A 14307-nucleotide genomic window follows, 5' to 3' on the forward strand; every position below is an offset into this window, starting at 1 on the left:
CCATGCTGCGGACAATGGCCATTTCGGCCGGCTACGGCCTGCTCCCGGTGCTGAACGGCATCGACCTCAGCGTCGCGCCCGGCGAAGTCGTCGGCCTGCTTGGCCGTAACGGCGCCGGCAAGACGACGCTGCTGCGCGTCATCGCTGGCGGCTTGCGGGCGAGCGGTGGCGCGGTGGTTCTCGGTGACAAGGACCTCACCAACGCGCCGGCCTTCCGCCGCGCGCGGGCGGGCATCGCGCATGTGCCGCAGGGACGCGGCATCTTCAACCAGCTGACCGTGCGGCAGAACCTGGAAGTCGGCACCCGCGCCGCCAAGGACCGTGGCGACGGCGGCATCCCGGCCGACATCTTCGGCTATTTTCCGATCCTGCGCGAACGCGAAGCGCAGGTCGCCGGCACGCTTTCGGGTGGCCAGCAGCAGATGCTGGCGATCGGCCGCGCCTTGTGTGGCCTGCCGTCGGTGCTGCTGCTCGACGAGCCCTCGGAAGGCATCCAGCCGAACATCGTGCAGTCGATCGCCGAACTGGTGCCGCGCATCGCCCGCGAGCGCGGCATCGCGATCGTTCTGGTCGAGCAGAATCTCGATCTCGTTCTCAAGGCATCGGACCGCTGCCTGGTGATGGAGAAGGGCAGGATCGTCCATGAAGGCGCGCCGGAGGCGTTCGCCGACGAGACCCTGCTGAAGGACCTGTTGGCCCTATAAGGCGCGCCTGAAGCGCGCCTGGGAGCTTGTTGACTTGTAAGGCGTGCATGGGGCGCGCCTGGGACTGGAAGGGAACACAACAATGATAAGCAGAAGAACTGTCTTGAAATCCGGCGGCGCCGCGGCCGCCTTTGCCATCGTCGGCGCGCCGTCAATCCTGCGGGCCGCAGACACGGTCAAGGTCGGCCTGTCGATCCCGATCACCGGGCTGCAGGCGATCCTCGGCGAGACGCTGCTCAATTGCTACAAGCTCGCCGCCGCCGAACTCAACGCCGCCAATGGCATTGGCGGGCGCCAGGTCGAGCTCATCATCGAAGACAACCAGACCACGACCAAGGGCTCCATCGACAAGGCGCGCAAGCTCATCAACGAAGACAAGGTCGACGTGATCATGGGCACGATCATTTCGCCAGAGCGGAGTGCTACGTTGTCGGTGACCTCGAAGGCCAAGAAGCTGTTCTTCTACCCGACCAATTTCGAAGGCGGCGAATGCAACCGCTACTTCGTCGCCACCGGCCCGATCCCGATGCAGCAGGTCGACCCGATGATGCCGTGGGTGGCCGAGACCCTCGGCAAGACGATCTATGTCATGGCTTCCGACTACGCCTGGCCACAGAAGATGACCGAAGCGATCACGGCGGCCTACGAGAAGGCCGGCGGCAAGATCATCGGCGCCGACTACTATCCGTTCGGAACCACCGATTTCGGCCCGGCCTTCCAGAAGATCAAGTCGCTGAAGCCCGATGTCGTCTGGTCCATGGTGGTTGGCAACGACGCCGTCACCCAGCTCAAGCAGTATCGCAGCTTCGACATCAAGCAGCCGCTGATCGCGCCGCTCGACGAGGTCTTCAACAAGGATGCGCTGCCGCCCGGCGTGGCGGCCGGGACCTACGCGCCGCAGCCCTACTGGATGGCGCTCGACAACCCGGTCAACAAGAAGTTCATCTCGAGCTTCCGCGAAAAGTTCGGCCAGGAGAAGATGGTCAACGGCATTGGCGAGGCCGGCTACAACGGCCTGCATCTCTACGCGCTGGCCGCCGAGAAGGCCGGATCGCTGAAGGACGACGATGTGCTGGCGGCGCTGCCGTCGATCGAGTTCGACGCGCCGCAAGGCAAGATCCGCGTCGACGCCACCAACAACCACACGCTGTGCCATTCCTATGTCGGCAAGGCGGCCGCCGATGGCATCGGCTACGAGATCGTCAAGGATTTCGGCACCATCGCGCCGGTGACGCCTTACTGCAAGGTATAGGATCCTTACATCCAACCATCCTGACGGCGGCTTTGCCGCTGCCGTCAGGATGTCTGCGGCGCCGGCAGCCGCTCGCGCAATTCGTCGACAAGCACCCTGGTGTTTTCGGAATAGTCGATGGGCACGACGACGAGATGCACACCGCCGCCGGTGAAGGCCCGTTCCAGTGCCGGCCGCAAGTCGGCGATCGCATCAACTCTCGTCCCTTTGGCACTGTAGGCCTCGGCATATTTGACGAAATCGGGATTGCCGAAGGTCATGCCGAAATCCGGAAATTCGTCGACCGCCTGCTTCCAGCGGATCATGCCGTAGGCATGATCTTCGAGCAGCAGCACGACGAGGTTGAGCTTCAGCCGGACGGCGGTCTCCAGTTCCTGGCTGTTCATCATGAAGCCGCCGTCGCCACAAATGGCCATGACGCGGCGTGTGGGATAGAGCAGTGACGCCATCATCGCCGACGGCAGGCCCGCGCCCATGGTGGCGAGAGCATTGTCGAGCAGCAACGTGTTTGCCATGCGCGTGCGGTAATTGCGCGCGAACCAGATCTTGTACATGCCATTGTCGAGGGCGAGGATCCCGTCGGCCGGCATCACGGCGCGCACGTCATGCACGATGCGCTGCGGCGTGAAGCGATCTTCGGTGGCGCGCGCGGCGATCCGACTCAAAATACCTTCACGCAGCGGCAGCAAAGCCTGCGCGTTGGGGATGTTGCCCTCGATGCGGTCCGCCAGCAGCTTGAGCGAAGGGCCGAGGTCGCCGACAATCTCCGCTTGCGGGAAATAGACCTGCTCGACATCCGCGGACTGATAGCCGACATGGATGACTTCAGGCCCCTTCGCGCCCATGATGAAGGGCGGTTTCTCGACCGTGTCGTGGCCGATGGTGATGATCAGATCGGCCTGCTCTATGGCCTCGTGCACATAGTCGCGCTCCGAAAGTGCCGCCGTTCCCATGTAGAGCTCGGTTCCGCCAGGCACGGTGCCCTTGCCCATCTGCGTGGTGAAGTAGGGAATTTGCGTGCGCAACACGAACTGCGCGAGGTCGGAGGTCGAGCGCGGCCGCGACGCCGCCGCGCCGAACATCAACAGCGGGCGCTTGGCCTCCATGATCATCCGGGCGGCGCGATCGAGCGCGACCGCACTGGCTAGGGGCAATTCGACGGGATGCGTCGGCACGAGCGCGACCGCTTCGCACTCCGCCGCTGCAATGTCTTCCGGCAGCTCCAGATGCACGGGGCCTGGGCGTTCTTCCTGGGCGACACGGAAGGCTTCGCGCACCAGTGACGGGATCATCTTCGGCGAGACGATCTGACGCGACAGCTTGGTCAGCGGCTTCATCGCCGCGACGATGTCGACGATCTGGAAGCGCGCCTGCCGGGATGACAGGATGCCCTTCTGGCCGGTGATCATGATCATCGGCATCGCGCCGAGCAGCGCATAGGCCGAACCGGTCGAAAGGTTGAGCGCGCCGGGGCCTAGCGTGGTGATGCACACGCCTGCCTTGCCGGTGAGCCTGCCATAGGTGGCGGCCATGAAGGCAGCCGCCTGCTCGTGACGGGTCAGGATCAGCTGGATCGACGAGCGGCGGATCGATTCAACGATGTCGAGGTTTTCCTCGCCCGGAATGCCGAAAATCCGTTCGACCCCTTCGTTCTCGAGGGCCGCGACGAACAGATCCGAACCTTTGGTCATGACCACCTCTCCTGCAACATTCCGTCGGCCACCTTCATATGGCATCGGAACGCGACGCCTCAAAGAGGCGTCTTCGGCCGCAGGTCAGAGCCGCGTATTGCAGCTCGCCGCCTTCGGCGACGCGAAAAGCTCCTTCGGGGCGGACCACTGGCTGACCGGCGCGCCGCGCGTGCCGGTGATCAGCGAACGCAGTTCCGAAAGATAGGTCTGCACGAAGAACGAGGTCTGGCTTTCCAGCGGCGTGTAGGGTCCCGGCCGGTAGGCGCGCGACATGATGCCGTCGGCATTGTCCTCGGTGATCTTCTTGTCCTGCACCGTGGTGACGTCCCACATCCAGCTGATCGCATCGGCGTCGATGTCGCTTTCGGCATCCTTGTCGACGAGCCAGGTCAGGATGACGTCGGTTTCCGTGGCGCTGCGCGGTATCATCTGGAACAGCGTGACATAGTCGTTGGCAGCACTTGCAAACGACAGGCGTCCGAGGCGGAAGCCGCTTTCGCCGCCATCATAGGCATGGCGGCCGCCCATCAGGCACGAGACCCCTTGGCCCGTATTGGACAGCGTGTTGCGGCCGGAGCCGATCGGCTTGCGATGCATGGCAAACGGCATCGTGTCGAGATCGCCCGCCTGCCACGCGCCCTTGTGGAACTCGGTATCGCCGATGACGCTGTGCCAAGCCTCGATTTCGTTCTGCCACTCGACTGCCTTGTCGGCGTCGCGGGTCGCGGTCACTTTGACATGGCCGTTGACGCGGTAGTATTCGGGATGAGCCGGCCGACAGTGATAGCATTCGAGGAAGTTCTCGAGCACCAGCTTCCAGTTCGCCTTGGTGAGATAATTCTTGCGCGCGACGATGCGCGCACGGTCGAGGCCGTTTTCGCGCAAGCCGCCGGTCAGCCCGTCCGCGACAGGCTGGATATCGGGCAACGAATTGGCATCGAGGCCGCAGAACACGAGGCCGCCGAAATGCTTGCAGGGCACGCCGTGCAGTCCCAGCGCCTCCGGATCGACGCTTGCCGGAAGATCCTGCCGTGACTTCAGTTCGCCGGTGAGCCTGAACGACCAGGCATGATAGGGGCAGACCAGAAGCTTGCCGCGACCATCCTTGGCGCAGAGCCGCGAGCCTCGGTGGGTGCAGACATTGTAGTAGGCCGCGATGTCCTCCTCGCCGTCGCCGAAGCGCACGACGATGATCTCCTCGTCGAACAGCTGGCGCACGATGTAGCGGCCCTTTTCGGGGACTTCGCTGGTATGGGCGACAAGCATCCATTGGCGCGGAAACCACAAGTCCCGTTCCAGCGCGAAGATGGCAGGGTCGGTATAGAAAGCCTGTTCCAGCGACCAGTCCGGACGTTGCCGGTCGATCAGCCTGACGGTCTCGCTTCTGTCGATAGGCTGGCTGTTCGATGTGTAGGCCTGCACGGCAAACACCTTTCTGCTCGCTGGCGTTAGGATGATGTTTCGATAGAGTGTGCGATGCGGAAAGGCTTGCGGCAAATACAGATATGATAGACCTTCATATCGAAAAGGCATGAAGGTAGGTTCGGATCGTGAAAACTCTCAAGACATCGCTTCCCCTGCTGAACGCCATGGTCGTTTTCGAGGCTGCCGCCAGGCATGGCGGGCTGACACTGGCCGCACAGGAGCTGAACATCGCACAATCGGCGGTCAGCAGGCATGTCGCCAATCTCGAGCGCCAGCTGTCGGTCGAGCTGTTCACACGCAGAGGCAACCGCGTCGCTGTCACCGGGGCCGGCAACACGCTGGCCGAAGCGATCCGCGAGGGTCTCGGCACCATCAGGCAAGCCGTCGAGGATTTGACCGCGCACGACAGCGATACATTCGTGGTCGGCTGCAGCCACGACTTCGCGCAGGCATGGCTGATGCCACGCTTCGACCTCATCACGTCGCGGGTAGCCGATGGCCGGGTGCTGCTGCAGACATCCACCGACTACAGGGATTTCGACCAGCCTGAAGTGGCATTGTCGATCCGGTTCGGCGAAGCCGGGCAATGGCCCGAATTCGTGACCGAAAAACTGCTCGACGGTGAATGGTTCCCGGTTTGCGCGCCGGCATTCCTGGCGCGTTATCCGGCGCTCGCCTCGGAAGAGCCAGAGGCCTTCATGGCGGTGCCGCTGCTGCATCAGGTGACGCCGCCGGGCGCGATCGACAGTTGGCAATCGTGGATCGGGACCGACCGGAAGCTCGATGGACCGCGGTTCACCGGCTACATGTCGATGATCCACGAAACCATCGCCGGGCGCGGCGCAGCACTCGCCTGGGCGGGATTTGCCGACGAGCATCTGCGTCGCGGCCAGCTCGTCCGGCTGACCAAGACCTCGCGGCGCCACGCCGGCTCCTTCCACATCGTCATGAGGAAGAATGCCGGCCCGGTGGTCAGGGCGGTGGCGCAGGCGCTGCTCGGCAGCGTCGGCGACAGCTTGCAGGCAAGCGTCGGGACAGCTGACGATCAGGCCTCGCGGCCAAACCGCGACGCCTCATGACGCGCGCCCCAGACCGGCATGGCGGCTTCGATTTCGGCTTCCGACCTGAAGGCGTCGGATGCATAGCGATCGACACGGAACCGCTCGGCCGAAACGAACGGAGTCTGCCCGAGGACCAGTTCGCAGGAGAGCCGGCCAAGACCCGGTCCATGGGTGACGCCGCTTTCATTGTCGCCGCCGACAACCACGATATTGTCGCTGCCGGGGACCTTGCCGACGATAAGGCCGTTGTCGGGTGTGTAGCACGGCACGCCTTGTGCCCAGCTCGCGATCGTCGAACCGCGCAGCGGAGGGAACACCGTCTGCAGCTCGGCAAGCTCCTGCTCGGAGGTCTCCCGCATCAGTTCCATATTGTGTGGCTGGCCGGGTTCGATTTCGCTGTCATCAGTCTTGTACAGAGGTTTGTAGTGCCGGCCGGTTCCCCACATGACGGCGCCGAATGTTTCGCGCAACCACAGCCGCAATTCACGGCACTGGACGGTGGGAATGGTCGACGGCAGGCCGCGATCGTCGGTGACGATGCGCGTCGCGACGACCCGCAGCAGCGGCAATTGCCAGCCGAGGCCCGATATGACCTGGTTGTTCCAGGCGCCGGCTGCAACGATCACGCCATCGGCCTCAAGGCTGCCCTGATCGGTCTCGATCGTCACCCGGTCGCCGGCGTCATGGACGGCCGTGACACGTGTCTTGCTGCGAAAAATGCCGCCGAGCTCGCTGATCTGGCCGGTCAGCACACCCATCGCCAGCTTGGTGTCGAGCTGGATGCCATGCGGATTGTAGGCTGCCGAATGGACCCGCGCCGGATCGATGAGACCTTGCATCTTCTGCCCGATCTGCGCGGCGTTCAGATCCTGCATTTCCTGCGGCGCATAGGGAGAGTCCAGCACAGGGCGGACAAAACGCTCGCGCCCGTCCTCGGTCAGCGCCATGATCAAGGTGCCGTTTGGCCGATAGCCAATCTCGACGCCGACCTCGTGCAGCCGGCGATAGAAATCGAGGCCATATTGCTGCAGCTGAAAACCCTCTTCGCCAAGCGGTATCATGCCGGCGGACCAATGGGAGACGAAGCCAGCGCCGGCGCTGGTGGTTGCAGCACCCGGCTGGCCCGCATCGATGACGGTCACCTGGCGCACGCCCGATTGCAGCAGATGGAAAGCCGCGCTGCAGCCGATGATGCCGCCGCCGATCACGGCGATATGCCTGTTATATCCCTCGCCATGGTTGCCGTTTGAACGCATCATTTGATCTCCCTTTTGCCGATGGTCCGGTCGGAGCGACATGCAGCGACGGCGACCATACAGGCCCGTTCGGAGCTGTCTAGACACATGTGTCTGTGGCCTGATACTTGATGCGCACTGCATCTGGATCACACGTTCGGAACGCCGCTTCATCCGGCCTTCCGTCGTGTTGGTGTCACCGAGAGAGTGAGGAAAAAGTGAGCGTTTCGACTGCCGCCCGGGCCATTTTCGACAGTGAAATCATATGGGACGCGCATTCCGGCTTCATGCCGGACCCGGCTGCGGACCTGAACAATCTGCAGATCTGGCGTGACGCCGGCATCGACTATCTGTCGATCGATGTCGGCTTCGACCTGTTGCCTTGGGAGCAGACAGTGCGGACCCTGGCGAATTTCCGCCACTGGATCCTTGCCAATCCTGAGCACTACACGCTGGTCTCCTCCGTGGCGGAAATCCGCAAGGCCAAGCTTGAAGGCAAACTGGCGATCACCTTCGATATCGAGGGCATGAACGCGCTCGACGGCCGCATCGAGATGGTGGAGTTCTATCACCATCTGGGCGTCCGCCAGATCCTGTTTGCCTACAACAGGAACAACCTCGCCGGCGGCGGTTGTCACGATGTCGAGACCAGCCTGACGGCGTTCGGCCGCCAGGTCATCGACGAGATGAACCGTCTTGGCATGTTCGTCGATGTCACCCACACCGGCTACCGCACCTCGATGGAGGTGATGGAGTACTCCAACAGGCCGGTCATCTTCTCGCACTCCAACGCCAAGGCCTTGTGCGGTCATGGCCGCAACATCACCGACGAGCAGATCAAGGCCTGCGCGCGCACCGGCGGCATCGTCGCGATCGTCGGGCTCAATCGTTTCCTGGGAGAAGGACGGACGGACTCGGACAGGCTGGCTGACCACATCGAATATCTCGTCGATCTGGTTGGCCCAAATCATGTCGGCATCGGACTGGACTACGCCTTTCCGGTAGACTTCAAAGGCATCGACCGCATCATTTCCGACAACCCGCAATTCTGGCCCAAGAGCGAATATCCGGAGGGCGCGACGACCTACGCGGCTCCAGGTCAGATGCGCGAACTGACCGACGTACTTCTGCGCCGCGGGCAGTCAGAGCAGACCGTGCGCGATGTCCTGGGCGGCAATTTCATGCGCCTGGCGGCTGAAATCTGGAAGTGAGGGGAAGCGGAGACGAGCATCTCCGCGCCAGCACTTGATCCAGGTCCCACCGAATAGCGGGCCAGGCCGCGCCATCTGGTGCGGCCTCATTTCACCCTGCCTACCCGCCCATGCCGACGCATCGGCGGGGTCGGAACAGATGTCGAGATTTCCCGCAAGATCGCCTGTATCCAAGATTCGGACATGTCGGCAAAATTTTCGCTAGACATACGTGTCTATTATTAGCAGTTTTAGCCAACCGACACATTCGGCCCGGCTTGGAGAATGGCCAGCGGCCTGAAAAACAAGACAACGAAAACAGCAGAGGGGTAGAGCATGTCCATATTAGCCGACACCAGGGTTTCGCGCCGCAGCCTGCTTGCCGGAGCCGGCGCTTTCGGCCTCGCCTCGATGGTCAATCCAAGAATTTCCTGGTCGAGCGACGGTCCGATCCTGAAGGTGCGCTCCTATGCCGACATCCAGACGCTCGACCCTTGCTTCCGGCTGGCGGCGCCCGAAGGCGACATCACCAGCGTCATCTTCGCTGGCCTCGTCGTCACCACGCCGGGCGACAGCTGGGGCTGGCGGCCGATGGCGGCGGAAACGATCAAGCAGCTCGATCCGCTGACCGTCGCCTTCCAGCTGCGCGACAATATCGGCTTCACCGATGGCTACGGCCAGATGACGGCTGAAGACGTCAAGTTTTCGATCGAACGCATCGCCGACCCCGCCAACAAGAGCCCCTATTCCGGCGACTGGGCAACGCTCAAGGAGGTCGAGGTCAAGGACAAGCTGTCTGGCCTGATCCACCTGAAGCAGGCCTTCGCGCCGCTGTGGACGTCGACCTTGCCGACGCCGTCCGGCACCATCCTGTCGAAGCGCGCCATCACCGAGCTCGGTGGCAAGATGGGCGTCAAGCCGGTAGCCCAGTCGGGGCCCTACATCCTGAAGGAATGGCTGCCCAAGCAGCGCACCGTGCTGGTCCGCAATCCCGATTGGAAGTACGAGCAAGGCGCCTTCGCGGAAATCCACATCCATCCGATCGAAGACGAGAAGACCGCCGAACTCGGCTATGAGGCGGGCGACCTCGACTATACCTGGACCGCGGTCTCCTCCATCTCGCGGCTGAAGCAGACACCACCGCCGAAGACGACAGTGGTCGAAAAGCCTTCGCTGGCCTTTGTCTGGCTGGGCATGAACCAGGATGTCGCCCCTTTCAGCAATCCCAACATGCGCCGCGCGGTTCAGTACGCCGTGGATCGCAAGGCGGTGGTCGACGCTGCCTATTTCGGCGCCGCCGCCACCGCCACCGGCATCATCGCGCCCGGCCTGCCCGGCCATCGCGAGAAGAACCTGTTCGATTTCGATCCGGACCGCGCCCGCGACATGATCGCCAAGGAGGGATTGGCCGGCACGACGATCACGCTCGACATCCTCAACAAGACCGAGCGCCTGACCGCGGCCCAGGTCGTGCAGTCGAACCTGCAGGACGTCGGCCTCAATGTGGAGATCAAGCAGAACGACAGCGGCACCTTCTGGACGCTTGGCGCCAAGGAAGGCGACTACTGGAAAAAGCTGCAGATGATCATCAGCCGTTTTTCCATGCAGCCGGACCCGAGCTGGGCCACCGCCTGGTTCACCCGCGACCAGATCGGCGTCTGGAACTGGGAACGTTTTTCCAGTGAGGAATTCGACAAGCTCAATGCCGAAGGCATGGTCGAACTCGACCAGGCAAAACGCGACGTCATCTACAAGAAGCTGCAGGACCTGATGGAGGAAAACGGCAATTACGTTTTCCTGACCCACGAGGTCACCGGCATCATGAATCGAGACACGCTTGTGGCCGGCCTGAAGCCGAACGGCGAACCAGTGTTCACCGACTTCAAACCGGCATGATATCGGCGGGCGGGGCTCGTCCCCGCCAAAGACCGTCCGACAGGTACCGAAAATGATCCGCTACGCCCTCAAGCGTCTGTGGCTTGGCGCCATCATCATCAGCGTCGCCATGATGATGATGTTCGCCATGGTTTACCTCATTCCGGGCGACCCGGCCTCCGTCGCGCTGGGGCCGCGCGCGACACCGGAGATGATGGAGGCGCTGCGTGTGCGCATGGGCCTCGACCAGCCGGTGTGGCGGCAGTTCCTGCATTTCTACGGATCGGTCCTGCGCGGCGATCTGGGCACAGAGGTGCTGTCGAACCGGCCGGTGCTGGACGTGGTGATGGAACAGCTTCCGTTCACGCTCGCGCTGGTGGTCGGCGGCATCACCTGGTCGGTGGCGCTCGGCATCCCGCTTGGCTGCATCGCGGCGGTGCGGCGCGGCGGCTTTGTCGATCAGGTGATCGGGGTCCTGTCGGTGGCGATGATCGCCGTGCCGTCCTTCGTCGTCGCCATCTATTCGCTGCTGGTGTTTGCGGTCGCCCTGCAATGGCTGCCGGCGATCGGCGCCGGCGAACCGGGCGACCTCGCCAGCCGGCTCCAGCACCTCATATTGCCGTCGCTGGCGGTCGGCCTTGGCTGGATCGGCTACATTTCGCGCATGGTGCGCGCCTCGATGCTGGAGACGCTCGAGGCCAGCCATATCCGCACGGCGCGTGCCTTCGGCCTGACCGAACACCGGATCGTCTACACCTACGCACTGCGCATCGCCGTGCTGCCGACGATCACCCTGCTCGGTGTCGGCATCGGCCACATGCTGTCGTCTTCCGTTTTCGCCGAAATCGTCTTCGCCCGCCCCGGCATCGGCAAGCTGGTCTACGAAGCGATCTCGGTGCGCAACTACCCCATCGTCTCGGGAGCCGTGCTGGTCACCACGGTCTTCTTCGTCCTCGTCAACGTAGCGGCCGACATCCTGGTCGGCCTATTGGATCCCCGTGTCAGATCAAGTTTCAACTGAGCTGTCTTCCGCAAGCAGTCGTCTCGGCATGATGTGGCGCACCGTACGCCGCATCATGCGCGAGCCGCTCGGCGCCGTCGGCCTGACGCTGGTGACGGTCGTGGTGCTGTCTGCGGTGTTTGCCAGCGCCCTGACCAGCTATGCGCCGAGCAAGATATCGCCGGCCGAACGCTTCGCTTCGCCAAGCCTCCTGCATCTGCTCGGCACCGACCATCTCGGCCGTGATCTTCTGACCCGCGTGCTGTACGGCGGACGCGTCGCGCTTTTGATCGCGCTCGGCGCGACAGCGGTGTCGCTGGTTGTCGGCGTCGTGCTGGGGCTGATCGCCGGCTATGGGCCGCGCTGGCTCGACAATGTGCTGCTGCTGATCTTCGATGCGGTGAAGAGCTTTCCCACCGTGATGCTGGCGCTGACCCTGGTCACCCTGTTCGGCCCCTCGCTCTACGCGGTGGTGCTGGTGGTGATGCTGGTCAACGTACCGGGTTATGCCCGCATCATCCGAACCCAGACGCTGGTGCTGAAGTCGGCCGAACATGTCATGGCGGCGCGCTCGATGGGCGCAAGTGCGGGCCGCATCCTGCGTGTCCATATCCTGCCCAACATCATCGGCCCGATCCTGATCCTGATATCGATGGACATCCCCGTGGTGGTGGCGATCGAGGCCGGAATGAGCTTCCTCGGGCTCGGCGTGCGGCCGCCGACACCGAGCTGGGGCGCGATCCTCAATGACGGCTTCGCCAACATCCGCGATTCCTACTGGATCGTGATTGCCGGCGGCCTGCCGATCGTGCTGACGACGCTCGGCTTCACCTTCTTCGGCGAGACGCTGCGCGACCTCTTCGATCCCAGGCTGAAGGGGCGGTCATGACGGTTCTCGACGTCAACAATCTGAGCGTCGCCTTCCACACCAAGAGCGGCCGGCTGGAAGCGCTGAAGCAGGTGAGCTTTTCCGTGCCAGCCAACCGCAGCGTTGGCGTTGTCGGCGAATCCGGCTGCGGGAAATCGACGCTCATCAACGCCATTCTCGGCCTGCTTGCCGACAATGGCGAAATCACATCGGGCGAGATCATCTTCGAGGGCGACAAGGACCTCGCACGGCTCGACCCCACCGCGATGCGCGGCCTGCGCGGCCAAAGCATCGCCACCGTCTTCCAGGATCCGATGGGCGCGCTCAACCCGGTGCTGTCGGTGGGGCGCCAGATGCGCGACATCCAGTATCGCTCGGGTCTGTCGAAGCGGGACAAGGATGCACGCTCCGTCGCCATGCTGCGCAAGGTGCGCATTCCCGATCCGGAAAGCCGGCTGACGCAGTTTCCCCACGAATTCTCCGGCGGCATGAAGCAGCGCATCGCCATCGCCATGGCGCTGATGATGGAGCCGGCGCTGCTGATCGCCGACGAGCCGACCACGGCGCTCGACGCGACGCTGGAAGTGGCCACCATCGAACTGCTCAAGGATCTACAGCGCGACATCGGCTGCTCGGTGCTGTTCATCTCGCATCATCTGGGCGTGATCGCCGAACTCTGCGACGAGATGATCGTGATGTATGCCGGTGAGGTGGTGGAGAGCGGCACGACCCGCGAGATCTTCCACGACGCGCGCCATCCCTACACGCAGAAGCTGCTGGCCTGCGATCCCGCGCGGCTGTCGCAGCGGGTTGCTCGCCTGCCGACGATTGCCGGGACCTTGCCGGACCTGCGCCGCCGACCGAGCGGCTGCGTCTTCCAGCCGCGCTGCGACCGCGCCGACGCCCAATGCCTGACCGTGCCTCCCAACGCCGCTATCGGCGGATCTCATATCGCCCATTGCTGGCACGCGGACGTTCCCCAGGGGGCGATGAGCGCATGAACGACGACCTGCTTCGCGTCAGTGACCTGCGCGTCTCGTTCCGGGTCGGCGGCCTGTCCGCCAGGCTTGCCGGGCGGGCCACCGAGATCGAAGCTGTCTCCGGCGTCAGCTTCACCCTTCAACGAGGCAGCACCTTCGCGCTGGTCGGCGAATCCGGCTCGGGCAAGACGACGCTGGCGCGCACGCTCAACGGTCTTCAGCCCGTGAGGGCGGGCACGATCCTGTTTGAAGGGCAGGAACTGCAAGGCCTGTCCAACGCCGCCCTGAAGCCCGTGCGGCGGCGCATGCCGATGATGTTCCAGGACCCGGTCGGATCGCTGTCGCCGCGGCTCAGCGTGCGGTCGCTGCTGTCGGAGCCTTTCGTCATTCACGGGCTGTCGGATCGCGATCTCAACGCCGAAGTCACACGGCTTCTCGCGCTGGTCGGGCTGCCGCGCGATTTCGCCGACCGCTACCCGCACCAGCTTTCCGGCGGCCAGGCGCGCCGCGTCGGCGTGGCGCGGGCGATCGCGCTGGACCCGGTGCTGGTGGTCGCCGACGAGCCGACCGCCGGCCTCGACGTCTCCGTGCAGGGGGAGGTGCTGAACCTGCTCAACGATTTGCGCGACCGCATGGGCCTGTCGATGCTGATCATCACGCACAATCTGCATGTCGTGCGCCAGATTGCCGACCGTATGGCGGTGATGTACCTCGGACGCTTCGTCGAGCAGGGCGAAACCGAAGCGATCTTCCGCGCCCCGCACCATCCCTATACGGCGGCACTTCTGTCCGCCAATCCCGAGCCCGACCCAGATCGGGTTCACCAGCGCATCACGCTGCCGGCTGACGTTCCGTCCTTGCTGGCGCGCCCTTCAGGCTGCGAATTCCACACACGCTGCCCGCAGGCCCAGGGCCGTTGCACGGTGGATGTCCCCGTCCCGGCCACGGTCGGCGACAGCCGCCTGACCTGCCATTTCCCGCTGAACACATAAGGATCGTCACCGGCGCAAGTGTTGGCCGGGGCGT

12 protein-coding genes are annotated in these 14307 nt (G+C 63.7%); 9 read left to right on the top strand and 3 right to left on the bottom strand.

Features of this window, described 5'->3' with window-relative positions; all coding sequences use genetic code 11:
* The first annotated feature begins 2 nt into the window (after nt 1–2).
* Nucleotides 3–704, top strand: coding sequence for an ABC transporter ATP-binding protein (locus HB777_20580; GenBank protein ID QND66070.1), 702 nt, complete (start codon nt 3–5; stop codon nt 702–704).
* A gap of 82 nt (nt 705–786) precedes the next feature.
* Nucleotides 787–1956 (top strand): ABC transporter substrate-binding protein, encoded by a 1170-nt coding sequence (locus tag HB777_20585; protein QND66071.1) that lies wholly within the window; start codon nt 787–789, stop codon nt 1954–1956.
* A gap of 44 nt (nt 1957–2000) precedes the next feature.
* On the opposite strand, the gene HB777_20590 is transcribed toward HB777_20585, so the two are convergent.
* Complete coding sequence (locus HB777_20590) at nt 2001–3647, bottom strand: acetolactate synthase large subunit (protein QND66072.1); 1647 nt, start codon at nt 3645–3647, stop codon at nt 2001–2003.
* Between the two features lie 84 nt (nt 3648–3731).
* Nucleotides 3732–5078 carry an aromatic ring-hydroxylating dioxygenase subunit alpha gene (locus HB777_20595; protein QND66073.1) on the bottom strand — a complete coding sequence of 449 codons (1347 nt, stop codon included), beginning with the start codon at nt 5076–5078 and terminating at the stop codon, nt 3732–3734.
* Between the two features lie 119 nt (nt 5079–5197).
* Here HB777_20595 and HB777_20600 point away from each other — a divergent pair, with 119 nt between their 5' ends.
* Complete coding sequence (locus HB777_20600; protein ID QND66074.1) at nt 5198–6151, top strand: LysR family transcriptional regulator; 954 nt, start codon at nt 5198–5200, stop codon at nt 6149–6151.
* Here the strand turns inward: HB777_20600 and HB777_20605 are convergent.
* Nucleotides 6118–7389, bottom strand: coding sequence for an FAD-binding oxidoreductase (locus HB777_20605; GenBank protein ID QND68842.1), 1272 nt, complete (start codon nt 7387–7389; stop codon nt 6118–6120). The two genes, HB777_20600 and HB777_20605, sit on opposite strands and share 34 nt — an antisense overlap.
* A gap of 197 nt (nt 7390–7586) precedes the next feature.
* Here HB777_20605 and HB777_20610 point away from each other — a divergent pair, with 197 nt between their 5' ends.
* From HB777_20610 to HB777_20635, 6 genes are all read left to right on the top strand, one after another.
* Nucleotides 7587–8579 (top strand): peptidase M19, encoded by a 993-nt coding sequence (locus HB777_20610; GenBank protein QND66075.1) that lies wholly within the window; start codon nt 7587–7589, stop codon nt 8577–8579.
* A 315-nt stretch (nt 8580–8894) separates the two neighbouring features.
* Nucleotides 8895–10454: a peptide ABC transporter substrate-binding protein gene (locus HB777_20615; protein QND66076.1), complete on the top strand. Its 1560-nt coding sequence runs from the start codon at nt 8895–8897 to the stop codon at nt 10452–10454.
* 52 nt (nt 10455–10506) lie between these two features.
* Nucleotides 10507–11454: an ABC transporter permease gene (locus HB777_20620; protein ID QND66077.1), complete on the top strand. Its 948-nt coding sequence runs from the start codon at nt 10507–10509 to the stop codon at nt 11452–11454.
* Between the two features lie 31 nt (nt 11455–11485).
* A complete protein-coding gene (locus tag HB777_20625) occupies nt 11486–12322 on the top strand; it encodes an ABC transporter permease (protein ID QND68843.1) in 837 nt (278 codons plus the stop codon).
* Complete coding sequence (locus HB777_20630) at nt 12319–13302, top strand: ABC transporter ATP-binding protein (GenBank protein ID QND66078.1); 984 nt, start codon at nt 12319–12321, stop codon at nt 13300–13302. Before HB777_20625 ends, HB777_20630 begins: the two co-directional genes overlap by 4 nt.
* Complete coding sequence (locus HB777_20635; GenBank protein QND66079.1) at nt 13299–14273, top strand: ATP-binding cassette domain-containing protein; 975 nt, start codon at nt 13299–13301, stop codon at nt 14271–14273. The genes HB777_20630 and HB777_20635 overlap by 4 nt, the downstream gene beginning before the upstream one ends.
* Nucleotides 14274–14307 lie beyond the last annotated feature (34 nt).

This window comes from Mesorhizobium loti (assembly GCA_014189435.1).
Taxonomy (GTDB): domain Bacteria; phylum Pseudomonadota; class Alphaproteobacteria; order Rhizobiales; family Rhizobiaceae; genus Mesorhizobium; species Mesorhizobium loti_G.

Coding starts and splice junctions, on each gene's coding strand:
- HB777_20580 (QND66070.1), top strand. CDS start 3: ATGCTGCGGACAATGGCCATTTCGGCCGGCTACGGCCTGCTCCCGGTG.
- HB777_20585 (QND66071.1), top strand. CDS start 787: ATGATAAGCAGAAGAACTGTCTTGAAATCCGGCGGCGCCGCGGCCGCC.
- HB777_20590 (QND66072.1), bottom strand. CDS start 3,647: ATGACCAAAGGTTCGGATCTGTTCGTCGCGGCCCTCGAGAACGAAGGG.
- HB777_20605 (QND68842.1), bottom strand. CDS start 7,389: ATGCGTTCAAACGGCAACCATGGCGAGGGATATAACAGGCATATCGCC.
- HB777_20615 (QND66076.1), top strand. CDS start 8,895: ATGTCCATATTAGCCGACACCAGGGTTTCGCGCCGCAGCCTGCTTGCC.
- HB777_20620 (QND66077.1), top strand. CDS start 10,507: ATGATCCGCTACGCCCTCAAGCGTCTGTGGCTTGGCGCCATCATCATC.
- HB777_20625 (QND68843.1), top strand. CDS start 11,486: ATGTGGCGCACCGTACGCCGCATCATGCGCGAGCCGCTCGGCGCCGTC.
- HB777_20630 (QND66078.1), top strand. CDS start 12,319: ATGACGGTTCTCGACGTCAACAATCTGAGCGTCGCCTTCCACACCAAG.
- HB777_20635 (QND66079.1), top strand. CDS start 13,299: ATGAACGACGACCTGCTTCGCGTCAGTGACCTGCGCGTCTCGTTCCGG.